This window comes from Mesorhizobium sp. WSM1343, from assembly GCF_055901535.1.
In genome coordinates this window covers 323,190-346,207 of sequence record NZ_JBVVWZ010000002.1, presented here as the reverse complement: position 1 = coordinate 346,207, position 23,018 = coordinate 323,190, and the positions used below count along the sequence as shown (strand labels likewise).

Annotated in this window: 26 protein-coding genes; 6 read left to right on the top strand and 20 right to left on the bottom strand. The window is 62.0% G+C overall.

Annotation, left to right across the window (positions count from 1 at the left end; translation table 11 throughout):
* Window positions 1–5 precede the first annotated feature (5 nt).
* From trbJ to AC0NIL_RS32130, 8 genes are all read right to left on the bottom strand, one after another.
* Window positions 6–755 (bottom strand): P-type conjugative transfer protein TrbJ, encoded by a 750-nt coding sequence (gene trbJ, locus AC0NIL_RS32165; protein ID WP_473573704.1) that lies wholly within the window; start codon window positions 753–755, stop codon window positions 6–8.
* Window positions 752–3,298: a conjugal transfer protein TrbE gene (trbE, locus tag AC0NIL_RS32160; RefSeq protein WP_473573703.1), complete on the bottom strand. Its 2,547-nt coding sequence runs from the start codon at window positions 3,296–3,298 to the stop codon at window positions 752–754. The genes trbJ and trbE overlap by 4 nt, the downstream gene beginning before the upstream one ends.
* Window positions 3,299–3,301: 3 nt before the next feature.
* A complete protein-coding gene (locus AC0NIL_RS32155; protein WP_128338205.1) occupies window positions 3,302–3,565 on the bottom strand; it encodes a VirB3 family type IV secretion system protein in 264 nt (87 codons plus the stop codon).
* Entirely contained in the window at window positions 3,565–3,834 is a 270-nt protein-coding gene (locus AC0NIL_RS32150) for a TrbC/VirB2 family type IV secretion system protein (protein ID WP_245485308.1), read from the bottom strand. The genes AC0NIL_RS32155 and AC0NIL_RS32150 overlap by 1 nt, the downstream gene beginning before the upstream one ends.
* Before the next feature lie 43 nt (window positions 3,835–3,877).
* Window positions 3,878–4,876, bottom strand: a complete 999-nt coding sequence (gene trbB / locus AC0NIL_RS32145; RefSeq protein ID WP_473573733.1) for a P-type conjugative transfer ATPase TrbB — start codon at window positions 4,874–4,876, stop codon at window positions 3,878–3,880.
* A 214-nt stretch (window positions 4,877–5,090) separates the two neighbouring features.
* Window positions 5,091–5,492: a CopG family transcriptional regulator gene (locus AC0NIL_RS32140; RefSeq protein ID WP_128338208.1), complete on the bottom strand. Its 402-nt coding sequence runs from the start codon at window positions 5,490–5,492 to the stop codon at window positions 5,091–5,093.
* Window positions 5,493–5,546: 54 nt separating this feature from the next.
* Entirely contained in the window at window positions 5,547–7,544 is a 1,998-nt protein-coding gene (locus AC0NIL_RS32135) for a conjugal transfer protein TraG (protein WP_473573702.1), read from the bottom strand.
* Between the two features lie 405 nt (window positions 7,545–7,949).
* On the bottom strand, window positions 7,950–8,843 hold the full coding sequence (locus tag AC0NIL_RS32130) for a LysR family transcriptional regulator (protein ID WP_473573701.1): 894 nt from the start codon (window positions 8,841–8,843) through the stop codon (window positions 7,950–7,952).
* A gap of 152 nt (window positions 8,844–8,995) precedes the next feature.
* Between AC0NIL_RS32130 and AC0NIL_RS32125 the strand changes: the two genes are divergently transcribed.
* From AC0NIL_RS32125 to AC0NIL_RS32105, 5 genes are read left to right on the top strand one after another with little or no spacing between them, the layout of a single operon-like run.
* The gene (locus AC0NIL_RS32125) at window positions 8,996–10,186 is read left to right on the top strand and encodes an MFS transporter (protein ID WP_473573700.1); all 1,191 of its coding nucleotides are present in this window, start codon (window positions 8,996–8,998) and stop codon (window positions 10,184–10,186) included.
* Window positions 10,183–10,653 (top strand): cyclophilin-like fold protein, encoded by a 471-nt coding sequence (locus AC0NIL_RS32120; RefSeq protein WP_473573699.1) that lies wholly within the window; start codon window positions 10,183–10,185, stop codon window positions 10,651–10,653. The genes AC0NIL_RS32125 and AC0NIL_RS32120 overlap by 4 nt, the downstream gene beginning before the upstream one ends.
* Before the next feature lie 20 nt (window positions 10,654–10,673).
* Complete coding sequence (locus AC0NIL_RS32115) at window positions 10,674–11,069, top strand: (R)-mandelonitrile lyase (RefSeq protein ID WP_473573698.1); 396 nt, start codon at window positions 10,674–10,676, stop codon at window positions 11,067–11,069.
* Between the two features lie 30 nt (window positions 11,070–11,099).
* Window positions 11,100–11,843 (top strand): SDR family oxidoreductase, encoded by a 744-nt coding sequence (locus AC0NIL_RS32110; RefSeq protein ID WP_473573697.1) that lies wholly within the window; start codon window positions 11,100–11,102, stop codon window positions 11,841–11,843.
* 47 nt (window positions 11,844–11,890) lie between these two features.
* Window positions 11,891–13,111: an arabinose transporter gene (locus tag AC0NIL_RS32105; RefSeq protein ID WP_473573696.1), complete on the top strand. Its 1,221-nt coding sequence runs from the start codon at window positions 11,891–11,893 to the stop codon at window positions 13,109–13,111.
* 202 nt (window positions 13,112–13,313) lie between these two features.
* On the opposite strand, the gene AC0NIL_RS32100 is transcribed toward AC0NIL_RS32105, so the two are convergent.
* Entirely contained in the window at window positions 13,314–15,053 is a 1,740-nt protein-coding gene (locus tag AC0NIL_RS32100) for a relaxase/mobilization nuclease domain-containing protein (RefSeq protein ID WP_473573695.1), read from the bottom strand.
* A gap of 431 nt (window positions 15,054–15,484) precedes the next feature.
* Here AC0NIL_RS32100 and AC0NIL_RS32095 point away from each other — a divergent pair, with 431 nt between their 5' ends.
* Window positions 15,485–15,694, top strand: coding sequence for a hypothetical protein (locus tag AC0NIL_RS32095; RefSeq protein ID WP_128338029.1), 210 nt, complete (start codon window positions 15,485–15,487; stop codon window positions 15,692–15,694).
* Window positions 15,695–15,862: 168 nt separating this feature from the next.
* Here the strand turns inward: AC0NIL_RS32095 and AC0NIL_RS32090 are convergent, their stop codons facing one another.
* The 11 genes from AC0NIL_RS32090 to AC0NIL_RS32040 form a co-directional block, all read right to left on the bottom strand.
* On the bottom strand, window positions 15,863–16,909 hold the full coding sequence (locus tag AC0NIL_RS32090) for a lytic transglycosylase domain-containing protein (protein WP_473573694.1): 1,047 nt from the start codon (window positions 16,907–16,909) through the stop codon (window positions 15,863–15,865).
* 46 nt (window positions 16,910–16,955) lie between these two features.
* Window positions 16,956–17,282 carry a DUF736 domain-containing protein gene (locus AC0NIL_RS32085; RefSeq protein ID WP_473573693.1) on the bottom strand — a complete coding sequence of 109 codons (327 nt, stop codon included), beginning with the start codon at window positions 17,280–17,282 and terminating at the stop codon, window positions 16,956–16,958.
* A gap of 46 nt (window positions 17,283–17,328) precedes the next feature.
* Window positions 17,329–17,889 (bottom strand): S26 family signal peptidase, encoded by a 561-nt coding sequence (locus AC0NIL_RS32080; RefSeq protein ID WP_473573692.1) that lies wholly within the window; start codon window positions 17,887–17,889, stop codon window positions 17,329–17,331.
* Window positions 17,886–18,350: a DUF2840 domain-containing protein gene (locus AC0NIL_RS32075; protein WP_473573691.1), complete on the bottom strand. Its 465-nt coding sequence runs from the start codon at window positions 18,348–18,350 to the stop codon at window positions 17,886–17,888. Before AC0NIL_RS32075 ends, AC0NIL_RS32080 begins: the two co-directional genes overlap by 4 nt.
* Window positions 18,351–18,669: 319 nt before the next feature.
* On the bottom strand, window positions 18,670–19,545 hold the full coding sequence (locus AC0NIL_RS32070) for a replication initiator protein A (protein ID WP_474048856.1): 876 nt from the start codon (window positions 19,543–19,545) through the stop codon (window positions 18,670–18,672).
* 8 nt (window positions 19,546–19,553) lie between these two features.
* Entirely contained in the window at window positions 19,554–19,844 is a 291-nt protein-coding gene (locus tag AC0NIL_RS32065; protein WP_135898944.1) for a helix-turn-helix transcriptional regulator, read from the bottom strand.
* A gap of 134 nt (window positions 19,845–19,978) precedes the next feature.
* A complete protein-coding gene (locus tag AC0NIL_RS32060; RefSeq protein ID WP_473573689.1) occupies window positions 19,979–20,497 on the bottom strand; it encodes a DUF2285 domain-containing protein in 519 nt (172 codons plus the stop codon).
* Between the two features lie 70 nt (window positions 20,498–20,567).
* Entirely contained in the window at window positions 20,568–20,774 is a 207-nt protein-coding gene (locus tag AC0NIL_RS32055) for a transcriptional regulator domain-containing protein (RefSeq protein ID WP_281061060.1), read from the bottom strand.
* A 140-nt stretch (window positions 20,775–20,914) separates the two neighbouring features.
* On the bottom strand, window positions 20,915–21,193 hold the full coding sequence (locus AC0NIL_RS32050) for a DNA -binding domain-containing protein (RefSeq protein ID WP_128338277.1): 279 nt from the start codon (window positions 21,191–21,193) through the stop codon (window positions 20,915–20,917).
* Window positions 21,194–21,306: 113 nt separating this feature from the next.
* Window positions 21,307–21,519, bottom strand: a complete 213-nt coding sequence (locus AC0NIL_RS32045; protein ID WP_128338275.1) for a helix-turn-helix domain-containing protein — start codon at window positions 21,517–21,519, stop codon at window positions 21,307–21,309.
* Between the two features lie 252 nt (window positions 21,520–21,771).
* On the bottom strand, window positions 21,772–22,977 hold the full coding sequence (locus AC0NIL_RS32040; protein WP_473573732.1) for a DUF932 domain-containing protein: 1,206 nt from the start codon (window positions 22,975–22,977) through the stop codon (window positions 21,772–21,774).
* Window positions 22,978–23,018: the final 41 nt, after the last annotated feature.

The following is a 23,018-nucleotide window of genomic DNA, read 5'->3' as shown; positions in this document are numbered from 1 at the left end:
GCGCCTCAGTCGTGGAACATTTTGACGGATGACGCGGTGTACCTGCTGCCCGTCATGAAGCGGCTGAACTGTTCTCGCGCCTGCTCCTGTGCAGCGGCCGTCCTCGCCTGCTCCAGCGCAGCAGCCCTGCCCTGCGCCGCCAGCATTGCGGTGAGGTCGGCGACCTGTCTGGCCTGCACGGCGAGAAGCTGGTTGCCGGCTTGCGTTGCCTGCAGCACGCCGACCGCCGACTGGCTGGCGCCGACGAGCGCGCTGGTCTGCTGCTGCGTCCCGTCGATATTGTCCACGGCAACGGCACCGGCCTTCAATGAATGCTCGAAAGCCGACACCGATGTCCGCCAGCGCTCACGGGCACCGTCGACAAGCTGCTGGCTGGAGAGACCGGAACCGAACTGCTCATAGGTCGAGGTGAACTGGCTGTCGATGTCCTGGACGCTGTAGGCGAGCCTGTCAGCCTCGCCGAGGAGGGTTTTCATCTGCGAGAAATTGCCTTCGATCTGGCCAAGCAGCGAGGTTGGCAGCGAGGTGAGGTTCTTCGCCTGGTTGATCAGCATCTGCGCCTCGTTCTGAAGCGAGGTGACCTGGTTTTGAATTTGCTCAAGGGCCCGCGAGGCCGAAAGCAGGTTTTCGGCGTAGTTCCTGGGATCGAACACGATGAATGCGAATGCCGGTGCCGATGACAGTGCAACAGCGGCAACAAATGCGCCGGCGGCGGCCATGCGCCGAAAGCGGCGACGTGCAGGAACAGACATCATGAGGAAACCTCCCTTGCGGATTGGTCGATGACATTGGTGAGATCAGGGATGAGGTCGGCCGCCCACGAGAGGCCGCGATCGGCAAGCCAGCCCCTGAGGAACTGATCTGTACCTCCCTCGGCAATGATCCGGTCGATCACCGCCTGGTCCGACTTCGAGGATGCAGCGCAGAGCGCCAGTGCAATCGGACCGAGGCTCAGCTCGAACAGCCTGTTGCCGCGTCGGGACTGGCAGTAGTAGTCGCGCTTCGGCGTCGCGCGTGCGACGATCTCGATCTGGCGATCGTTGAGACCGAAGCGCCGATAGATCGGGGTGATCTGCGGCTCGATGGCGCGCTCGTTCGGCAGGAACAGCCGCGTCGGGCAGCTTTCGACGATGGCTGGCGCGATCCTGCTGCCGTCAATGTCGGAGAGTGATTGCGTGGCAAAGATGACGGAAGCATTCTTCTTCCTCAGCGTCTTCAACCATTCACGCAACTGATCGGCGAACCCGCCATCGTCGAGCGCCAACCAGCCCTCGTCGATGATCAGCAGTGTCGGCCGGCCATCCATTCTCTGTTCGATGCGATGGAAGAGATAGGCAAGCACGGCCAGAGCCGCACCGGTGCCGATCAGGCCTTCGGTCTCGAACGCCTGTACGGATCTGTCACCAAGACGTTCATGTTCGGCATCGAGCAGCCGGCCATAGGGACCGCCGATGCAATAGGGCCGCAACGCCTGCTTCAGCGACGAGGACTGGAGGAGCACGGTCAGGCCAGTGAGCGTCCGCTCCTGAACCGGTGCGCTGGCCAGTGATGTCAGTGCTGACCAGAGATGTTCCTTAACGTCCGGTGTGATCGGGACGCCTTCGCGCAGAAGAATGTCGACGAGCCAGTCGGCTGCCCAGGCACGCTCCGGAACGTGGTGAATACGGCCAAGCGGCTGAAGCGAAACGGCATCGATGTCGTCCGACAGATCCGCCAAGGTCAAAAGAGCAAGAGGATCTTCCGCTCCGCGGCCACTCGACGCGCTGCTGCCGAGATTGTGCCAGTCGCCGCCCATGGCGAGCATTGCAGCGCGGATCGAGCCACCAAAGTCGAAGGCAAAGATCTGGTTGTTCCTATAGCGCCTGAACTGCAGCGCCATCATCGCCAGCAGGACCGACTTGCCAGCTCCGGTCGGACCCACGACAAGCGTGTGACCGACATCGCCGACATGGAGGCTGAAGCGGAAGGGCGTCGCGCCCTCTGTCCTGGCGAAGAACAGCGGTGGCGCACGAAAATGGTCATCCTCGACGGGTCCCGCCCAGACTGCCGAGAGCGGGATCATGTGAGCGAGATTCAAGGTAGATAGCGGCGGCTGGCGGACGTTGGCATAGACGTGACCGGGAATGCTGCCGAGCCAGGCTTCGATGGCGTTGACTCTCTCGGCGATGCACGTGAAATCCCTTCCCTGGATCACTTTCTCGACCAGCCGGAGTTTCTCGTCTGCGATCGACGGATCGGCATCCCACACCGTCAGTGTGGCCGTGACGTAGGCCTGGCCGATGTGGTCGGAGCCGAGATCCTGCAGGGCCGCGTCCGCATCGGCTGCCTTGTTGGCCGCGTCTGTGTCGAAGAGCACGGATGCCTCGTTGGTCATCACCTCCTTGAGGATCGCGGCGACGGACTTCCGCTTTGCAAACCACTGGCGGCGGATCTTCGTCAGCAGCCTGGTCGCATCGGTCTTGTCGAGCAGGATCGCCCGCGTCGACCAGCGATAGGGGAAGGCAAGCGCATTGAGATCGTCGAGGATCCCCGGAAAGGTGGTGGTGGGGAACCCGATGATGGTCAGCGTGCGCAGATGGATGTCGCCCAGTCGCGGCTCCAGTCCCCCGGCAAGCGGCTGGTCGACCAGAAGTGCGTCGAGATGCATCGGTGTTTCCGGAACACGGACACGATGATGCCTGGTCGAGACCGTCGAGTGCAGGTAGGTCAGTGTCTCGCCGTCATCGAGCCAGGCAGCTTCTGGAACAAAGCCTTCGACCAGATCCAGCACACGGTCGGTACGGTCGACGAAGCTCTTCAGCAGTTCCCGGGGATCGACACCGCTCCTTTCCCGGCCTTCGTAAAGCCAGTTCTCCATCCGCGAGACGTCTTCTGCCGGCGGCAGCCAGACGAAGGTGAGAAAATAGCTGCTCTCGAACAGCTCTCCGTCTGGTTGACGACTCCACTGCAACGATCCCCGGCCGCTCCCACTTTCGAACTGCTCGCGCCGTTCGATGTCGAGAAGCGCGGATGCGGAATCCGGGAACCGGCTGTCAGGATAGCTGGCAGCGGGATTACGCTGCGCTTCGACGAAGATCGCCCAGCCCGAGCCGAGACGGCGGAGCGCGCCGTTCAGCCGGGCGGTCGTGCCGACGAGTTCCGCCGGCGTGGCGGAATCCAGATCGGGACCGCGGAAACGGGCGGTTCTCTGGAAACTGCCATCCTTGTTGAGCACCACGCCCGGCGCAACCAGTGCCGCCCAGGGCAGATAGTCGGCAAGGCTGGACGGGCGTCTGCGGTATTCGGCGAGGTTCATCATCTCTCAGCAGCCGAAATGGGAGGGATAGCGAAGGTGCCGGCGAACGACGTCGACGAACTGCGCGTCGCGCCTGGTCGCCCAGACGGCGGCGAAATGTCCGATCGCCCAGATGATGAGACCAGCAATCCAGAGACGCAGACCAAGCCCGACCGCACCGGCGAGCGTGCCGTTGGCGATGGCGACCGCACGCGGCGCGCCGCCGAGCAGGATCGGTTCGGTCAGCGCACGATGCACGGGTGCGAAAAAGCCTCGGACTTCCTCGTCCATCAGACCAGTGCTCCGCCGCCGAACGAGAAGAACGAAAGGAAGAATGAACTCGCCGCGAAAGCTATCGACAGGCCGAACACGATCTGGATCAGGCGCCTGAAGCCTCCGGACGTGTCGCCGAAGGCGAGCGACAGGCCGGTGACAATGATGATGATCACCGCCACGATCTTGGCGACTGGCCCCTCGACAGATTCGAGGATCTGCTGAAGGGGTTGTTCCCACGGCATGGACGAGCCTGCGGCGTGGGCAGGCACAATCCTCATGGCCATGATGGCAGCCGCCACTGCGGCACGCGCAACCAGCACACCAGGCTTAGGGATAGACGATGAAGTGAAGCGGATCGGGTTCATTCTGAAGCTCCAATGGTGACTGGGGATATGTGGCTGTGGCACTCTCGAGCCTGGCGTTGAGCGTGCGATAGTCACCGGTGGCGGGATCAAGACCTTCGACCCACGCGATCTCTACGAGACGGCGCGCAGCACCCCGGCCAGCGAGGACAGCAATGAGGTCGATGGTCTCGGCAATGAGGGCGCGCGGGACCGTGACCACGGCCTCCTGCACAAGCTGCTCGAGCCGCAGCAGTGCGCCAGTAGCAGAACCAGCGTGAATGGTGCCGATGCCGCCTGGATGGCCGGTGCCCCAGGCCTTCAGCAGATCGAGCGCTTCCGCGCCGCGAACCTCACCGATCGGGATACGGTCGGGCCGAAGCCGCAGCGAGGACTTGACCAGATCGGACAGCGAGGCAACACCATCCCTGGTACGCAGCGCCACCAGGTTGGGCGCGGCACATTGCAGTTCGCGCGTATCCTCGATCAGCACGACGCGGTCGGTGGTTCTGGCAACCTCGGCCAGCAGCGCATTGACCAGCGTCGTTTTGCCCGTCGACGTACCACCGGCGACCAGAACATTTTTCCTCCTTTCGACGGCAAGCCGCAGCACGTCGGCCTGGCCCACGGTCATGACCCCCGCAGTGACGTAATCACCGAGGGCAAATACTGCGACCGCCGGCTTCCTGATGGCGAAGGTCGGTGCCATGACGACCGGTGGCAGCAGGCCCTCGAAACGTTCGCCTGTCTCCGGAAGTTCGGCCGACACGCGCGGCGCACCCGCATGAACTTCCGCACCGACATGGTGGGCGACCACGCGGATGATGCGCTCGCCGTCGGCCGGGACCAGCAGTTCATCGGAGGCGCAGAGCCCTTCTCCCAGCCGGTCGACCCAAAGGCGTCCATCCGGGTTCAGCATCACCTCGACGATCTCAGGATCCTCGAGGAAGCGGGCGATGGCCGGTCCAAGCGCCGTGCGCAGCATGCGCGCGCCGCGCGACACCGCTTCCCTGCCAGAATGATGATTGCCTGCCACGATAGTCCCCGTTCGCTGCGGCGAGCCTGTTCGTGCCGCGGTCGGGGATGATTAGAAGAGGCATGAATACCGGCCTTGCAACAGGCAAAACCGGTGAGTGCAACGCGGCGTGCAGAGACTTGCTGAATGCGGTGCGGCGATCTCGCCGGCCTGTCGCTGCCATCTACCGCGACGGGGAATCATCCGCGCCGGCTGGCGGCGCCGGCGGGACTTCATCAGCGATTTCCTGTCTGAGCTTCGGTCCCTTGCTCAGCCTGCGGCCAAGCGCGTCAACGAACGCGTCATACCGCTGCAGACCTTTCGCGCGCGCTTCGGCCTGCGCGGATTCGGGCAACGCCGGGGTCGAGTTGAGCCAGAAGCGGACGAACAGCGCCAGTGTCTCGATCGCGATGCCGACATCGCGCTCGACACGCTGCACGCGCCGGTCAATCTGGTCGAGACGACGGGTGATCGCCGCCTCCTTGCGCTCCTCGGCATCCGGTGACAGAAACGAGGCGATCGCGGCCTCGGCTATCAGCGACAGGGATACGTCGCGCCTCGCCGAATAGTCAGCAAGCGCATCCATGACGTTAGGATCAAGGTAGGCGGAGAGCCGTTTCTTCTTCGCGTTCTTCACCGGTCAGAGCTCGATGCCGTCATTCGGATCAAGGCTCGCCTGCCGTGCAGCGCGCCGCATGGCCTGATCGACCACCCGCCGACGGACCGCATCATCATCGGATTCGTCCCGGTCCAGATCGAACTCGTCGCCGCGCAGCACTGCCCGTTCCGGCGCGACATCCTCGTGTTCCGGGAGCTCCGGCTGGCGGCGGATGCCACCGTTTGCCGGATCCTCGTCCTGCGTATCCGCAGAGAGCCCGGATTGCAGAGGATTGCCTTCCGGCACCGCAGGGACTGTTGCGCCGGTCCAGTCATCCGGGCGCAGTGGTCCTGAGGCCGTTTCAGGGTTCGGTGGCGGCAGGACACGCCCTGCGAGACGTGGATCGGCAAAATACCGTGCTTTCTTGGCCCGGATCGGGAACAGGCCCGAAACCATGACGATGGCATCGGTCGGTGGTAGTTGCATGATCTCGCCGGGCGTCATCAGCGCACGCGCTGTTTCCTGCCGTGAGACCATCAGATGCCCGAGCCAGGGCGACAACCTATGCCCGGCATAGTTTTTCATGGCCCGCATCTCGGTTCCCGTTCCCAGCGAGTCGGAGACGCGTTTGGCCGTGCGCTCGTCGTTGGTGGCAAAGCTCACCCGCACATGGCAGTTGTCGAGGATGGAGTTGTTCGGACCGTACGCTTTTTCGATCTGGTTGAGCGACTGGGCGATCAGGAAAGACTTGATGCCGTAGCCCGCCATGAACGCGAGGGCCGACTCGAAGAAATCGAGCCGGCCGAGCGCAGGAAACTCGTCGAGCACCATTAGCAGACGATGCCGTCGATCCTTCGCATGAAGCTCTTCCGTCAGCCTTCGCCCGATTTGGTTCAGCACGAGCCGGATGAGCGGCTTGGTACGGCTGATGTCGGAGGGTGGCACGACAAGATAGAGTGTCGCTGGCCGCTCGTCCTCGACTAGATCGGCGATACGCCAGTCGCAGCGGGATGTCACGTTCGCCACCACCGGATCGCGGTAGAGACCCAGAAAGCTCATTGCTGTCGAGAGCACGCCGGAGCGTTCATTCTCCGACTTGTTCAGCAGTTCCCGTGCCGCCGATGCCACCACCGGATGTGGCCCGCCCTCGCCCAAATGCTTCGTCAGCATCATTGTGCGAAGTGTCATCTCGATCGGCCTTTGCGGATCGGAAAGGAAATTCGCAACTCCGGCAAGCGTCTTGTCATTCTCGGCATAGAGAACGTGCAGGATGGCACCGACCAGGAGCGCGTGGCTGGTCTTCTCCCAATGGTTTCTGCGTTCCAGCGAGCCTTCGGGATCGACCAGGACATCGGCAACGTTCTGCACGTCGCGGACCTCCCATTCGCCGCGTCTCACTTCCAGCAAAGGGTTGTAAGCAGCAGAGGACGCATTGGTTGGATCGAAGAGCAGGATACGGCCAAAACACGCTCGCCATCCGGCCGTCAGCTCCCAGTTCTCACCTTTGATGTCGTGAACGATCGCCGAGCCTGGCCACGTCAGGAGCGAGGGCACGACAAGGCCGACACCCTTGCCGCTTCGTGTGGGCGCGAAGCACAGAACGTGTTCTGGGCCGTCGTGGCGGAGATAATCGCCCTCCAGCTTCCCCAGCACCACCCCGTCCGGTCCGATCATCCCGGCGGCCTGGATCTCCTTACCGGTCGCCCAGCGTGCAGAACCATATGTGGCGGCGTTCTTCGCCTCCCGTGCCCGCCACACCGACATACCGATGGCCACTGCGATCGCGATAAAGCTGCCGCTCGCTGCGATCAGCGCGCCCTCCAGAAAAATGTCTGGCGCATACGCATCGTAGAAAAACCACCACCAGAAAAAGGCCGGCGGCGGATAGATGGAATGGCCGGCAAGCTCGAGCCATGGATCCCCGAGCTGCGGCTGGAATCCAAGCCGCCATGCGGTCCACTGCGTCGCGCCCCAAGTAGTGACCAGCACGATCAGAAGCACGGCAACGAGTTGCCCCCACAATATCTTGGTCGCCGGCATGCATCGTCTCTTTGGCTGAGGCTTGGGGCGCCCACAGAAATATCGAATGTCCGCATACGCAAGAACACAAGACAGTTTACGGAACCGCCGGGTAGTCCGACCTACACGGACTTGTTCGTTGCAGTGCTGTTTCTGCTGATCGAGGACTGGCTGAGCAGACACGGCTGTGCCGCTTGATATCGGAGTTCGCCATGATGGGAGTTTCGAAATGACTGCAGATGGGCCGGGAGCGGACCGTCCGGTGTCAGGGCAAAACTTCTTGGAGCAGCCATCGCAAACAAGCTCAGAGTTGGCTGATCGTTGCTGTTGCAAGATTGGAACGCTGAAGACCTCGGCCATGTGCGGTTGAACATAGCCACCCGCATCGTCCCCTCACAACCCAGGGCAAGGAGTGGGCTTGGCTGTTCAGATGCGATGGCGGAGCGCCTCGACGATCACCGACATCGCAGGCGAGAGCTGCCGCCTGCTCGGGTAATAGAGGTGATAGCCCGCAAATGGCGGACTCCAATCGTCAAGCACCAGCCTGAGCCGTCGGCTGGCGATGTGGTGGCTTACGAGATTTTCCGGGACATAGGCGATCCCGCAACCGCGTATCGCAGCCTCGATCATGGGTAGGGACGAATTGAAGGTAAGTTGTCCTTCCACCCGCACGCGAAGGTCGCGGCCATCCCTGGCGAATTCCCAGGCATACAATCCGCCGAACGTCGCCTGCCGCATGTTTATGCAGTCGTGATCGACCAGGTCCTGGGGGGTGGTTGGCACCGGATGGAGGGCAAAGTACTCCGGCGAAGCCACGGCCACGAGCCTCCAATCTGGACCGATCCGCACTGCAATCATATCCCTGTCGATGCTCTCGCCGAGCCGCACGCCTGCGTCAAAGCGCTCCTCCACAATGTTCTTCATAGCGTTGTCGCTGTAGAGCTCGACGCGCAGGTCGGGATAGTCGCCAAGCACGGGCTGCAGCTTCGGCCAGACAGTCGTCTGGAGCGCATGGTCGGACAGCGTGATGCGGACCGTTCCGGAGGGTTTGTCGCGAAAGGCCACCAGGCTTGCAAGGTCGGCCTCGATTTCGTCGAAGCGCGAGCCAAGAGATTGGAAAAGCCGCTCGCCGGCCTCCGTCGGGGCGACGCTCCGTGTCGTGCGCGTCAGCAGGCGGACGCCAAGACGAGCTTCCAGCTCCTTGATCGTCGAGCTCAGGGTCGACTGCGAGGTTCCGAGCTTGGCTGCCGCCTTGGTGAAGCTGCGCTCCCGGGCGACAGCCACAAACCAGAGCAGATCCTTCATGCCATCGCGCTGCATAGGTCACCTCCTGGCCTGCATTCATATCACAAGCAGATAAGTCCATGCGAATTCCTCAGTCTAATAGAATGGGTTCCGCGTCGATATATTCCGGGCATGGCGACGGGGATCGCGGCTGATCCGCTCCCGGTCGCCTTGCAAGGATGCCAATTATGGAAACGACCTACGACACAACGTCCCTCGAAGACCGCTCCGCATGGGGAGCGGTGCTCTCGATGTCGTTGTGCGTCTTCGTGCTTATTGCTTCGGAATTCATGCCGGTCAGCCTGCTGTCCCCGATCGCGGCCGATCTCGGTATCACCGCCGGGCACGCCGGACAGGCAATTTCGATTTCGGGTGCTTTCGCCGTCGTGACCAGCCTGCTTGTCGCCGGCCTCACCCGGCGAATTGACCGCCGGCTGGTCGTCACCGGCTTTACGGCTCTCCTCATTGTCTCCGGGTTCGCCGTCACCTTTGCGCCGAATTACGCGCTCCTCATGGTTGGCCGCGCACTGCTCGGCATCGCGATCGGCGGCTTTTGGTCGATGTCGACCGCGATCGTCATGCGCCTGATGCCGCAAGACATGGTTCCAAAAGGCCTCGCCATGCTGAACGCTGGCAATGCCATTGCCGCCACGATTGCCGCACCAGTGGGTAGCTTTCTTGGAGCCTATATCGGCTGGCGCGGCGCTTTCTTTCTCGTCGTGCCGCTCGGCCTGCTGGCGCTGGTCTGGCAGTGGATCAGCCTTCCAGCCCTGCCCCCGCGCCAAAGGAAACGTCCAGGCAATCCGCTGGCGCTGCTGGGCCGTCTTCCAGTCGCCATCGGCATGGCGTCGATCATGATGCTGTTCATGGGCCAGTTCGGGCTTTTCACCTATCTGCGCCCCTTCCTCGAGAGCGTCACCCGGCTTGATATCGCCGCGCTTTCGGCGATCCTGCTGGCGATGGGGCTGGCGGGGGTCCTCGGTACCTGGTGCGTCGGCCGGCTTTTGCGGACGCGCCTGTTCGGCATTCTCATAGTCATCCCCCTGGTCATGGCCGCGCTAGCAGTTGCGCTCGTCGCCCTCGGTGCCTCGCCGGTCCCTACAGCGCTTCTGCTCGTTGGCTGGGGCTTCTTCGGCACGGCCGCGCCCGTTGGTTGGGGCACGTGGCTCAGCCGCACGTTACCTGACGACGCCGAGGCCGGCGGCGGGCTGCAGGTCGCGGTCATCCAGCTCGCCATCACCGGCGGCGCCGCCATCGGCGGCACGCTCTTCGATACGGTCGGCTGGTGGGGAGCTTTCACCTTCGGCGCGGTGATGCTCGGCGGATCAGCGCTTGCCGCCTTTGCCGCGTCGCATGTGGCCCAGAGGTCCTTGCCATGACCATCGAGCGTGCGACGCTCAGCCGCCGGACATTGCTCGGCGCCGCGCTCGCCGTGGCGGCCTTGCCGCGCGCAGCCGCCAGCCAAGGGGGCAAGGACCCAGCCAGCCAGGAGCCCACCGACATGAAGATCAGGATGATTTTCAACGGCCGCACGATGACCGCCACGCTCTACGACAATCCGTCGGCGCGCGACTTCTTCTCCATGCTGCCGCTGGACCTCAACATTGAGGACTATGCGCATAACGAGAAGATCGCCTATCTGCCGCGCAAGCTAACCGAGGAGGGAAGCGGTCCGTTCGCCAACGAGCAGCCCTATGACCTCTGCTATTTCATGCCCTGGGGCAACCTGGCGATGTTCTACGAGGACTACCGCCATCCAGGGCTGATCAGGCTCGGCCGCTTCGACGGGGGCGAGCAGGCCCTGCATGTGCGCGGCGAGTTCTCGCTCCACATCGAACGCATCTGAGGACACAAGGGAGATCAGTTATGGACATTCTTCGCGCAGGCACGAGGCCTTCCGGCAAAGGCCCGGAGGACTGGTTCACCGGCACGGTGCGGATCGATCCGCTCTTCAACCCCTTCGACGCCGCGCGAGTCCAAGGCGCTCAGGTGACCTTCGAGCCGGGCGCCCGCACGGCCTGGCACACGCATCCGCTGGGGCAGACGCTGATCGTCGCCTCCGGCCGAGGCCGCGCGCAGCGCGAGGGAGGCCCGGTCGAGGAGATTAGGCCCGGCGACGTCGTCTGGTTCGCGCCGGGAGAGAAGCACTGGCATGGGGCGGCGCCCGAGACAGCTATGAGCCATATCGCGCTCCAAGAGGTTAAGGACGGCAGGGTCGTCGACTGGATGGAGCATGTGACGGACGCACAATACGGCGCCTGAGAAACCAACCCTCAACTTTGGAGAACTGCCATGATCAAGGACAAGGTCGTAATCATCACCGGAGCATCGTCAGGCATCGGCGAGGCAACCGCGAAGCTGCTCGCGAGCAAAGGCGCCAAGGTCGTCCTTGGCGCGCGGCGCGCCGATAGGCTGAAGCAGATCGCCGACGAGATCGCTAAGGACGGCGGTCAGGCGACCTACATGGAACTGGATGTTACGAAGCAGTCCGACAACGACGCGATCGTCGAGCTGGCCAGGAAGGCGTTCGGCCGCGTCGATGTCATGTTCCTCAACGCCGGCCTCATGCCGATCTCGCCACTATCGGCAATGAAGACAAAGGACTGGCACCAGATGGTCGACGTGAACGTCAAGGGCGTCCTGAACGGCGTCGCCGCGGTGCTGCCGGAGTTCCTCGCACGGAAATCCGGACACGTCATCGCGACCTCTTCGGTCGCCGGGCTCAAGGCCTACCCGAACGGCGCGGTCTATGGAGGCACGAAATGGTTCGTGCGCGACTTCATGGAAGTGCTGCGCATGGAGTCCGCCATGGAAGGGACTAACATCCGCACCGCGACCATCTATCCGGCCGCGATCAACACGGAACTGCTTGAAACGATCAGCGACGAAGGCACGGCCGCCGCGATGCAGAATACCTATGACAAATTCGGAATCTCGCCGGACCGGATCGCTGACGTGGTTGCGTTCGCCATCGACGCACCGGAAGACACCACGATCAACGAGTTCACGGTCGGACCCGCCAACCAACCCTGGTGATCCGAACCGAGGCCCCGCAAACAACATCATCAGATTGCTTCTGACGAATGACACACCTGCCGACATCATCGCCAACACCATCGCCTTCGGTCGCGGTTACCTTGCTGCCAGCCATGGCGGCGGTGTTGGCCGGGTTTGTTGTCATCGGCGCAGCATTGCCTGTGCTTCCGCTGCACGTCAGCCACAATCTGGGATTCGGTAGTGTCGTTGTCGGCCTAGTTGCGGGAACGCAGTTCGCGGCATCCCTGGTCTCACGCGTGTGGTCGGGTTCCTTTGCGGACGGGAACGGAGGGAAACGAGCCGTTCTCGTGGGCCTGGTTACGGCAGCGGCTGCCGGGCTGCTCTATCTCCTGTCCGTTGCCGTCGCGCGTTCGCCCGTTCTCTCCGTCTCGATCCTCGTCGTCGGACGCGCGGTGCTGGGCGGTGCCGAGAGCTTTATCATCACAGGTGGCGTGGCCTGGGGCCTGGCGCTCGTGGATGCCGGGCATTCGGGGAAAGTCATTGCATGGGTCGGCACTGCGATGTTCGCGGCATTGGCCTTCAGCGGACCATTGGGAACCATGTTGTTCACAGCCTACGGCTTTGCGGCGATAGGGCTGCTGACCACACTATTGCCGTTGCTCGTCCTGGGATCACTCATGCGAGCGCCGAACCCTTGGATACAGTTGCGGCAGAGAAAATCCGATTTGAGAGGGGTTTTTGGCGCGGTATGGCTGCCAGGCGTTGGTGCGGCACTCGCCAGTGTCGGCTACTGCTCAATCCTTACCTTCAGCTCCCTTCTCTATGCCAGCAATCATTGGCGGCCCGTCTGGGTTGGATTTACCGCCTTTGGAGCTGCGCTGATCGCAGCGCGTGTGGTCTACGGTCATTTGCCTGACAGGTACGGCGGTGCAAAGATCGCCCTGCTGTTCGTGCTGGTGCAGTCAGCCGGGCTTCTGCTCATCGGGTTGGCACGAAGCAGTGTGCTTGCTTCCTTAGGAGCCGCGCTGGCGGGCCTGGGTTACTCCCTGGTCTACCCCGGGCTTGGCGTGGAGGCGGTTGGTGGCACGTCGCCGCAAAACCGCGGGTTGGCGATGGGCATCTACACGGCCTTTCTGGATGTCGCGATGGCTCTAGGAAGCCCGGCGCTGGGATGGGCTGCCGATAGAGCAGGGTTGAGCGTTGTCTTCTTTATCAGCGCCGGTGTCACCTTTTGTACAACCGCCATTGCATTGCATTTAGCGTACAACGCCCGTCGAGGCCGACAGGCGCACGGCTACGTCCGTTAAACCGGCCAAAGTAGCCATCCATGCAAGGTTGAATAACCGCGGGCGACCCGACGGCGACCTCCAGAGCGGTCGCCTGCAACGTCGGCTTTCGGAACAGGCAAAGTTGGCCTCTAGGTCCGGCGTGAGGCGCAAAGCTGCCGTCGATGGCGATCGCAGAGTGTCCGTTGCCGAATACGAGATTCAGCACGAAAGACATCACAATTCACAACCCCAATGCTCGCTTTTTTCCAGAGATCCAATCGACTCCGCCCCCTGGACTGGCGAAGCCGGACACATGTTTTCCGAGCTGCCGTTCGACAGATGGCGACCAAGGCACGAGCTGGAAGCCAAGTCCTTCATCGATCATGATGAATCGGCCAGACGCGAGTGAGAAACGCTGCCGGTAGATTCCAGCTACTTGGCCTCCTCCCGAAGCCTTCGTGAATGGCAGTCCGGTCTCGTCAGCCAGCCGAGCGCCGAGCAGATTCACCTCGCGATCGCGTAGCGTGTCGATCAGGTTGCGAGAGAAGATGACGCGCTGACCTTCGTGCCGTGCGAGGCCTTCCTTGACAAGATGATCGGCGCGATCCTCTAGCGCCTGTTTCACTTCCCGGCCAAAGCCGCCCTCCCCGAGTTCGACGGGTTTGCTCGCGACAAGCTGACGGTCGAGCCAAGTCGCGCCGCCGCCGCTGATCTGCTCCTCGATGGAGAAGTCTGAACGGATGGCGAGCGCGACACGACCATGGCCCTTCGCATCCTTGTAGTTGCGGAGCTCAACTATGGAGCCAGGTGCTGAATCTCCGCTTGCATCAAGATCTTGAAACCGGATGTGATGGACCCGTCCGTCGACACCATCGACCACGGCGTATGCCGAGCCCCGCAGCTCGTCGTCGAGGCCCCGCTCCAACAGCCGACCGATGACAGGTTTGGCTGTCTGCTCAGTTGCAAGGACATAGTCGGCCGCGCCTCTTTCGACGCCATGGCCGGATAGGCTGCGATGCATGCGTTTGATGATGTCGCCACGCTCGCCTAGCGCAAGCAACGTCGTCTCAGCCTCCTCGGCAATGGTCCACTGGCCTGGACGAATCTCGCCGGCGAGGCCAAGTCGTTCCAACTTGCGCAGCCGGCCGATCTTAAGCGTGAGGAACTCGTCGGGCTGGTGGCTGCGAGGCGGCGCGAGATCGATGATGCCAAGGCGATCGGCATCGCGAACAAGCTGGCGGTCGAGCTGTGTCCAGCGCTCGGTGTCGATCTGTCGTTCGACTGTTCGGCGGATGTCCTTATCGGTCCGAGGTCCCAGCGTCTGGGTGAGGATATCGCCCGCTCGATCTCGCATTCCGTGGCGGATGTAGTCGCGCGAGATGACGAGGTTCTCGCCATCATCGGCCACGCCGCGCACAAGAATGTGGACGTGAGGATGTTCGGTGTTCCAGTGATCGATGCCGATCCAGTCGAGTTTGGTGCCGAGGTCGCGCTCCATATCGACCATGAGGCCGCGAGCAAAACTCTTGAGGTCGCCCAACTCTTGGGCGTCATCAGGAGAGACGATGAAGCGGAAATGGTGCCGATCATCCTTGCAGCGTTCTGAGAAGGCATCATGATCAGCCCCGTCCCCGTCCGGCCCGAACATTTTTGCTTTCTCGCCATCGCGGGCCACACCCTCGCGACCAAGATATTTGAGATGGGCGGCGAGCGGCGTCGATCCCCTGAACTGCCGGACAACCCGTGCCTTTACGACGGCGCCGCGTGAGCGGCCGGTAATGAGCCGATTGGCGCGGATGCTCGCCGACCTGCCACGACCGAACGTCGAGGCGCGTGAGGAGATGACGTTTCCCTTGCGCGAGATATGTCCCCCTGCCCTTTGTGCAGCGGCCAGTGCCTGGAAGATGAAGGGGCGTGCACGCTGACTGGCCCGGGAACGAATGCGGCCAGGCCGGACGCGGAATTCGTTATCCGTGCTCATGAGCATTCTTCCCGCAAGGTGCGGCCTCTGTTGAAAACTTTGAGAAATTGCTGATCGCGCACATCGCGGATTTCTCGCGCACATCGCAGAACCAGTGCGCAAACCCTTGAGATCCAACACCCCGACCGAGCCGCACATCGCGGCCCTTTATCCTGCCATCCCTCTTCGACCTCTCTCACGGCCAGCTCTCCCACCGCAATTTCCGCAACGGAACAGGCCGGAATGCGATTGACCGGAAAAGCAGTGTTCATTGTGATGGCCCGGAAGAACTCTGAGCAAATGGACCAAGAACCGTCGTGTTCCCAAAGGCCTAGCCGCTGCCTGAGCAAGACCAGCTTCTCGCTGAATTGGGCAACTCACGATGGCGATGGTCGTATGTTGTGGCGACCCCGGTTGATGGTTCATAATTGCAATGTGAAGGGGATAAGCAGGTGACACAGTCTTCAGCAAATGGAACAGATGCAAGACTGCTTGCCGAGGCCATTGCCGCGCTTCGGGAGCTGACATCGCGCGCCAGAGAGACCCACGATCGATCCTTCGACGATGGACATTCCGCCGATTCATGGCAGAGCGATGAGCTTCGTGCCGCGATAGAACGTGCCGAAGCAGTGATCGCGAAATTGGAGGCTTCCAGAGAATAAGAGGCCGCGTCGGCGTGCTGCTTCTTCGAGCCTGCAAATCGAGGAATCATGTCAAGCCTGACCTGACGTGCAGTGGCTGGACGCTTACGATCTCTCTCACGGCCAACCTACCCAGGGCAATTTCCACGACGGAACAGGCCCGAATGCAACTGCCCAGGAATGCGCCAATCATTGTGATGTCGCGAAGGAATCTTGCACGAACGGGCGACGAATAGAGGGATTCGGATCTGACGCACCTTCACGAAGTGAGCCGTCCGGTTGCGGTGCGAGCGCTGTAAGATCGGTGATCGCTTTACCCACCGGTGGTCGCAAACTGGGGGAGCGGATCGCGGTGAACACAGTCTCAACGGGACCTTCGGCTTCGCTTTCGTCTCGCGAAGCTAAGCCATTCGGTGTGTCTACGACGTGCGCGAAAATCGCTGAACCCAGTGCACTCGCTCTGCCCGCTCCTCGTCGCGGGCGCAAAGGAATAGGAACCGAACCATTGATAAGCGGGGCGAGTTTCCTGACATAGTCGACTGTCTCTCGCGGCAGCGGACGGCCCGTCGCAAGATGTTCCTGGTAGCGCCCGGGACCGGCATTGTAGGCAGCGAGAAAGCCGCTCCGATCGAAGCGGTCGAGCATCTCGCGGAGGTAAGCTGCACCGGCAAGAATGTTGTCGTGCGGTCGATAAGGATCATCGCCGAGATGATACCTGATCCGCAGTTCTTCCCACGTCGCAGGCATGATCTGCATCAGACCCATCGCGCCCTTGCTCGACACCGCATGAACATCACCGACGCTCTCGACATGCATGACTGCGCGAAGCAATCGCTCGGAAAGGGCAAAGCGTTTCGCGGCTTCCCGGATATGAGCCGACCAGGGATCAGCGGACGAAGTCTTGGCGTTGGAGAGAGCCGGCCCCTCGCCATGAGAAAGAGGTCCTGCGTAAGCAGCTGATGCAGAAGGGAGGAGCATGACGCATACACACAGCATCGTCACGCTTCGCCGGATGACAGCGCATGCACCGCTATCCCGACACGCGAAAGTCCTGCCACCGTGCTCGCTTCCGTCAAGGGCAAGGCTTCGCCGGCCGGACCTGCTTGCCACCAATTGCGGCGCGATGAGCGTCGGCAGCGATTGGCAAGCGTCCGGCCGCCCTTGACCTTCGCTGCGCGCGGCGGCCGCCTGACAGGCGATCGGGTCGAAGGGTTTGACCGGCGCCCGATCGATCATAGGGTTTGACACAGAAAGTCCCCCTGGGCGCAATCGGAGCATCCGATCAGCCTCGCTCGTCGCGCTTCGACTGCCGACTCCAGTGCAGAGCCCAAACACTTTTCTCAGCATCGAACTGGAACAAATTGGCGCGGATCGGCTGCGTGAAGGATGGGTCGTCGATGGCGACGGAGAGATAGTTGCCAGCCTTCTCGCCGGTACGTTCCCACGCCGCGCCGATCTCCATGCCTTCGCAGAAGATGCGATGGTCCGGTGCATTCTCGACATCCGATTTCTCGGCAGGCAGGATGGCGAGCTTCGCGTCGAGTGTCAGCGTTGAGACGTTGCCAAAGAAGCCGTCATCGTTGCGGGTGAAGGTGCCGATTTGGGCCATAGCGGTGCTCCTTTCATGAGCGTTTGGGGATGATTGGCGCGGGCCTTCACGGCTCGCCTGGACCGTGACCGCTTGAAACTTTCGGCGTCGGAGAGGTGCGGCCCGTCACCAAGACGGGAACGGCACGACCGATGATCGAAGTGAGCGGCAGTGGCCCGAAATACCGGCCGTCGAAACTGTCGCCGGCGTCCCGGTTCATGAGAAAGACTTCGCCGTCGGAGATCACGCGGCAGCCCTGCCAGACGGGCAACGGTCGGCCGCGACTATCGCGCTCGCGCGCAAGTCCAACGGTCGCGCCATGGGTGATGATAGCGGCGCCTTGTCGGCAGACCGTCGTGCCTTTGAGTGCGAACACGCGCTTCAGAAGCGGTACACCGTTCGGCAGATATTGACGCTCACCCAGGAAGCTGGCGAGCGGTTGGGGCGGCATGACGACGGCGATGTCGGTGACGTCGATCCTGCTTGCCAGCTCGACACGATACAACCCGATGGGGACGCTTGCAGATGCGTTCCAGATGAAGCGCGGGCGATGGGCGATCCATGCCGGTGCGACAGCGAGAACCGCGCCGCCAAGCATGCCGGCGATGATCGCAAGGCGCATGCTCATGGCTCAATCCTGCGGCGCAGGAGCCAAGCCTCATGGCGCTGGCGTGTGTAGGGCCTGGGCGTCTCGCGCGCGGCAAACCGGCTGTGGACATGGCGCCAGTAGTCCGGCGGCACATCGGCAGGGTCGATGCCAATCGCCTCGATGGCGTCGATGATCGTCAGCACCGTTTCGACGTTCCGCCATCCGGTAGCCGTGAGCAGGATCTCGGCGCCGGGGCGCACATAGGCGACGGTCGAACAGCGCCGACCGGCGGCGACTGCACGCAGTATGTCGATGCGGGACGCGACGGTGCCGAAGTCATTGCCCATCCACCGGACGAAAGCGAAGACGCTGCCAGGCGTGAAGGTGACGGCACGACGAGCGCGGTCGATGTTCCTGTTCGAAGCAACCTTGCCGAAGCGGATGTAGTTCTCGATCCGCTTCTTCAGCCACACCAGTTCGACGGTGGTGAGATCGCTCATGCCGACCTCCATGACAGGAGGCCACGAATAAGCATCGCGACGTGAGGGGCGCAAAAATTAGCCCTGCTTCGATGGGAACGGTGGACGTCGATCGTTCTTGTTATGGCCGAAAGATCAGGGCTCGGCTGTCGTCCACAGCCTCGCCGAGCTGCGCTTTGCGTTAGAAAGAATCCGAAGGATTCTCGGTTAGAAACGTTAGAGGAGCCGGTTCGGCAATCGCCACAATGGCTTAGGATCGAATCCGGTTCCTGATAGCACGGGAATCCGGTTCCCGATGGCACGGGAGTTGCGGTTCCTGATAGCACGGGCCTGTCCACAGTCATTTCACACCCCTGGTCGTTCTGGCGCGTGGCGCGCGTTGCGCCGCGTACGGTTCCGGCGGATTGGGTTGAAACGTCAGGCGCGATCGACCATCAGGATCGATGGTGAGCCCCAGCCAATAGCCAGGCAGCGGTTGGCGACGGACGATCTCGCGCAGATCGAATGTGAAGCGCTTGAACGGCGAAAGGCCGCCTGACTTCAGATGGAGATGCTGAAGGTCAAAGCTCCAGCCATAGGTCTGTCGGCCGCCGTGTTTTCGCACCAGACGGTAGAGCCATCGCTCCAGGCCCCCCGTCAGCCCAAAGTACTCTCGGTCAATGGTGAGGATCAGGGCATCGTCGAGGACGCCGGCATAGAACCAATCGGGCAGGATAAGCTCGATGCCGAGCGGGCGCCCGCTGGCGTCCATTCGCTCCTTCCACTCGTTGATCCAGGAGAAACGATGCCGCCGCCGTTCGGCTGGCTGTCGGATCGACGTGGCAACCGTGGTCGACTGCAGCCGGTCAAGCGCGGCCTTCAGCCTATGATAGCTATGGGCGGAATCGCCGCGGCCGATGAAGGCAAGGATCTCATAGGGTGTAGTCGCCATGAGACGCGACGTGCGAAGGCCGTTGTCTCGTGCGTCGACGATCTGGCTGGCCGCCCAGATCAGAATGTCGGCGTCCCAGATGGTCGCCATGCCATGTTCGGCCGTCGCCTCGACACGAATCGATACTTCGCCCATGCGAAAATCGATCGGCGTTACGCGGCGGGATTTGGCGAGCGAGAAGAACGGCCACGACATGAGATCCTGCGCGTCGCGTGGCGTAATGACACTGGCGCGAGCGTGAAACAGATCGAGCTGGCCTTCGGAGCGGTACTGCACTGACGCCACCCGTGCTGTCAGGAGGCGCGATCGCGTCTGCCGGCATAGGCTGGCGCGCGGGCGGCATGAGGCTTGGCTGGCGGAACAAAGGTCGCGTTCGCATCACTGGTAGAGGTACGCGCGCCAAGTTCGATCCAGGCGTGAAGATCGTCAATGTCGTACAGCACCCGCCCACCGACTTTCCGATACTTTGGGCCGGTGCCGTAGGTTCGATGTTTCTCCAGGGTGCGAGCGCAAAGACCGACGATCGGTGCGGCCTCCTTGGTTCGCAGGTATTTTTGGGGCGCGTCCGCGGGACCCTTCGACATTGCTCGATCTCCATCCGGTTTTGCTGTCATCCTGGCCTGCCGGGACGCGCGAAACGGACGATGGTCGAATTGAGGAAAAGCGAGGAAGGGCAAAGATCGGGGAGTGCGTTTTTGCTACCCCGCGAAAAGGGGCTTTAGCGCCCGGATTTCTGGCTGCGGCTGTGGGGATAAAAGAGAAGATCGCGATAGCCGCCGGCGACCAGGCGATCCGCTCTTCGCAGGATCGCCCGTACCTTGTGCCTTAGGTGATGGTCGCGCCAATCCCGTGGCAGGATTGGATCTCGTGACAGCAGCACCTCCGCGATCATGCGATAGGAGGCCGCTGCGCGGCGGGCGTCGTGAGCGCGCAGATTGAGGATATGCCTGATCTTCGTCTGCTGCGGCAGCACGCCGTAGACTGGGCAGGATGGTCGACCGTTCAGTGCCCGCCAGAATCGGCGCGCGGCGTCCAGTCTTGTTTCGAAGGCGTCGTCGAGCGGGAGAACGATGGCATCAATGCCGAGTGAGCCGTCGCGCCGCTCGGCAATCAGGCGATGCGTTGCGGTCGATGCCGACCAAAGAGCCTCAAGGTCTTCGCCCTGCTCCCAAACGCTGGCGTTGCTGCGCTCGCGAAGAAGCACGCTCTGATGCGAAGAGTCGATCGAAGCGGGCATCCGCGTGGCCCGGAGAACGCGCGGCGAGGCCTGTTCCGTCCAGACGATGTTCTCGGCAGATGGAAGTCCGTCACCGGTGACTGTGAAATCGCGCGCCCCACCGTGCGGCGAAGTCAGATTGTCCCAGCAGGTCTTCGGTATTTGCGCCTAGCGACGCAAGCTGACTGCACTCGACGATGAAGGCGTCGTTCCGGATCAGATATTCGGCAGCGAACTCCGACGCTTCGTAGTCGCGCATGTGCACATAGGCCGCTGGATTGGTCCAATCGCCTTGCAATTTGCCTGGTCCTCTCCCGATGCCAGCACTCGGCTGCGAGCTTCGGAATCAGCATCGGGGTCGATACGCGGGCTGGGTAGTTGGAGAGTCAGCAAACCGCTGTGCTGATTCAGCAAAGCGTGGCGCATGGCAGGCTGCACCTAGTGGGGCGCACCGCCCGCCAGAAGATACCGATAACCACTCGTCGTCATCCACTGCGCCCGGGCAAGATGGGTCTCCCAGGACTTGAACGCTCGCTCCGGCTCATGCTCAGGATCGATGTGCAGGACGATCCTGGCCACCTCGCGCCAGTCCGCATCTTCGGCCGCCGCATCAAGAAGGCGGATGTAGGTGAGCAGTCGCTCCTCGTCATAGCCGGTTAGGATCGGCGCATCCGGCGCAACGTCGGCAACATCGGGATCGAGCAGCGGTTTAAGCAAGGTGCCCATGCTCCGCTACGACACCAAATCGAGGTGCTCCGTCGAGATTCCTTTGCTGGTTGGAAAGCGGATGGCCACCTTGATTGAGTCGCTTCGACGCGCCTCCGGGCTGATCAACCGTTTTGGTGGAAGAACTCGATAGGATCGACATCCAGAACTGCGGCGAGCTTTTCGAGCATGTCGATTGTAGCAGCGTGCTCCTCGCGCTCAAGCATACCGACGTAGTTGCGATTGACGTCGGCACGATCCGCAAGCTCCTCCTGCGACAAGCCAGTGGCATGTCTCAGCCGGCGTAGATTCTTCGCAACTCTCTCCCGCAAGATCATTCGGGAGGAGTCACCGGCTACCTAATATACTGCCACCCAATATACTAGGTATTCGTCGTTTGAAAACCGTCTGTGTGTGTTTTTCGCGAGCCGGGCAGAGCCCGGCGAGCGGCCGCCGTCCTTGAAAAAACGGCCGCACGAACCGACCCGATGATCTGGTCGCTCGATGTTCTTATGCTATGAGGGTCTCGTCGATACGGCGGACCTGAAAGGCCGCGCGGCGAGACGTTTGCTGCGCGGCCTTTCGTTTGCTCATGCCGCCCGTTCCAGCAGGACCCTCGCCCTACCTTCAAGCTCCAGTCGGCTATCCTGATGCGCCTTGGTGCGGGCATGCGCGGTCATGCCTTGTACGAAATCGAAGATGCTTTCCGGCGGGCGGCCCTCTTCCTGCAACACAGCTTCGATGATCCTGCCCGTTTCGCCTTTGGAGAACCCGCGCTTGCGCAGGAAGCCTTCACGATCCTCGTCGCTGCGGACGACGATCTTTTCGCGAGCAGCCTTGATGCCGGCGATGAACGGCGCGGGGCTTGAGTTCGCAAAGCTCGTCAAAGCGGGCGCTGCCTGATGGGCAAAACGCTGCGCAGCAAATTTTGAATGGCGGATCGTGATTTCCTCAAAACCTTCGACGCCCCACAGGTTGCGGTTCATGCACACAGCGCGGAGGTAGAAACTCGCAATGCCCAGCGTCTTCGAACCGACTTCCGAGTTCCAGCAATAGAACCCACGGAAATACAAATCCGGCTCGCCATTCGGCAGGCGTCCGGCTTCGATTGGATGCGTGTCGTCCACTAGAAAGAGGAACACGTCGCGGTCGCTGGCGTAGAGCGTGGTGGTGTCCTTGCTGATGTCCACAAATGGATTGTGCGTCATTGTCGCCCAATCGAGAACACCGGGCACCTTCCACATGGTGTCACCAGTGCCGTTGCCCGCGATCTTCATGACGGCGGCGACAAGCTCGTGATCCCAGATGCGGCCATAGTCCGGGCCGGTCACGGCGCGAAGCTCAATGCGTCCGTCCTCTGTCTCGAGCGTCTTCATCAATTCCGCTCGATGGCACAAAAGGCCATGCTGCAAATTGATGCCTGCAAGCGGCGCGGGTAGCTGGCGCATGTAGTTGGCCGGTGCGCTGACAAGGCTGCAAAGCTGGCCGAAGCTCCAATGCGTAGGCGCTATCGGCTGCTCCTGTCCGGGAACAATGAGCGAAAGTCGCTCTGCATTGTCGCGGGTGGCTTCCACGCGCACTGCGCGGCTCTCAACGGTACGGGCGGTCGCTCGGTCCGCGCGCTGCTTCACTGCATCATAAAGCTCGGTAAGGCTCAGATAGCGCTCGTCATCGGGACGCGAAAACCATTCGGAGGAAACTCGTCCGATCCTCTCGCCGCGCGAGATATCCACGCGAAAGCCACTGGAAGCCGCCTGTTGCTGGCTGTTGCTCTCGCCGTTGATGATGGTGGTCATGTTCATTGTGCTCACTCCTTGTTTCGTCAATGCCGAAGGCA

What these genes read in the sequence shown, in the direction of transcription:
- AC0NIL_RS32100 (WP_473573695.1), bottom strand. Translation starts at nt 15,053, where the DNA reads ATGAGCACGGATAACGAATTCCGCGTCCGGCCTGGCCGCATTCGTTCC.
- AC0NIL_RS32130 (WP_473573701.1), bottom strand. Translation starts at nt 8,843, where the DNA reads ATGCAGCGCGATGGCATGAAGGATCTGCTCTGGTTTGTGGCTGTCGCC.
- AC0NIL_RS32060 (WP_473573689.1), bottom strand. Translation starts at nt 20,497, where the DNA reads ATGCCCGCTTCGATCGACTCTTCGCATCAGAGCGTGCTTCTTCGCGAG.
- AC0NIL_RS32125 (WP_473573700.1), top strand. Translation starts at nt 8,996, where the DNA reads ATGGAAACGACCTACGACACAACGTCCCTCGAAGACCGCTCCGCATGG.
- AC0NIL_RS32140 (WP_128338208.1), bottom strand. Translation starts at nt 5,492, where the DNA reads ATGGATGCGCTTGCTGACTATTCGGCGAGGCGCGACGTATCCCTGTCG.
- trbE (WP_473573703.1), bottom strand. Translation starts at nt 3,298, where the DNA reads ATGATGAACCTCGCCGAATACCGCAGACGCCCGTCCAGCCTTGCCGAC.
- AC0NIL_RS32075 (WP_473573691.1), bottom strand. Translation starts at nt 18,350, where the DNA reads ATGAGCGATCTCACCACCGTCGAACTGGTGTGGCTGAAGAAGCGGATC.
- trbB (WP_473573733.1), bottom strand. Translation starts at nt 4,876, where the DNA reads ATGCTGCGCACGGCGCTTGGACCGGCCATCGCCCGCTTCCTCGAGGAT.
- AC0NIL_RS32090 (WP_473573694.1), bottom strand. Translation starts at nt 16,909, where the DNA reads ATGATCGATCGGGCGCCGGTCAAACCCTTCGACCCGATCGCCTGTCAG.
- AC0NIL_RS32135 (WP_473573702.1), bottom strand. Translation starts at nt 7,544, where the DNA reads ATGCCGGCGACCAAGATATTGTGGGGGCAACTCGTTGCCGTGCTTCTG.
- AC0NIL_RS32105 (WP_473573696.1), top strand. Translation starts at nt 11,891, where the DNA reads ATGACACACCTGCCGACATCATCGCCAACACCATCGCCTTCGGTCGCG.
- AC0NIL_RS32045 (WP_128338275.1), bottom strand. Translation starts at nt 21,519, where the DNA reads ATGATCTTGCGGGAGAGAGTTGCGAAGAATCTACGCCGGCTGAGACAT.
- AC0NIL_RS32040 (WP_473573732.1), bottom strand. Translation starts at nt 22,977, where the DNA reads ATGACCACCATCATCAACGGCGAGAGCAACAGCCAGCAACAGGCGGCT.
- AC0NIL_RS32115 (WP_473573698.1), top strand. Translation starts at nt 10,674, where the DNA reads ATGGACATTCTTCGCGCAGGCACGAGGCCTTCCGGCAAAGGCCCGGAG.
- AC0NIL_RS32080 (WP_473573692.1), bottom strand. Translation starts at nt 17,889, where the DNA reads ATGAGCATGCGCCTTGCGATCATCGCCGGCATGCTTGGCGGCGCGGTT.
- AC0NIL_RS32085 (WP_473573693.1), bottom strand. Translation starts at nt 17,282, where the DNA reads ATGGCCCAAATCGGCACCTTCACCCGCAACGATGACGGCTTCTTTGGC.
- AC0NIL_RS32110 (WP_473573697.1), top strand. Translation starts at nt 11,100, where the DNA reads ATGATCAAGGACAAGGTCGTAATCATCACCGGAGCATCGTCAGGCATC.
- trbJ (WP_473573704.1), bottom strand. Translation starts at nt 755, where the DNA reads ATGATGTCTGTTCCTGCACGTCGCCGCTTTCGGCGCATGGCCGCCGCC.
- AC0NIL_RS32155 (WP_128338205.1), bottom strand. Translation starts at nt 3,565, where the DNA reads ATGGACGAGGAAGTCCGAGGCTTTTTCGCACCCGTGCATCGTGCGCTG.
- AC0NIL_RS32120 (WP_473573699.1), top strand. Translation starts at nt 10,183, where the DNA reads ATGACCATCGAGCGTGCGACGCTCAGCCGCCGGACATTGCTCGGCGCC.
- AC0NIL_RS32065 (WP_135898944.1), bottom strand. Translation starts at nt 19,844, where the DNA reads ATGTCGAAGGGTCCCGCGGACGCGCCCCAAAAATACCTGCGAACCAAG.
- AC0NIL_RS32150 (WP_245485308.1), bottom strand. Translation starts at nt 3,834, where the DNA reads ATGGCCATGAGGATTGTGCCTGCCCACGCCGCAGGCTCGTCCATGCCG.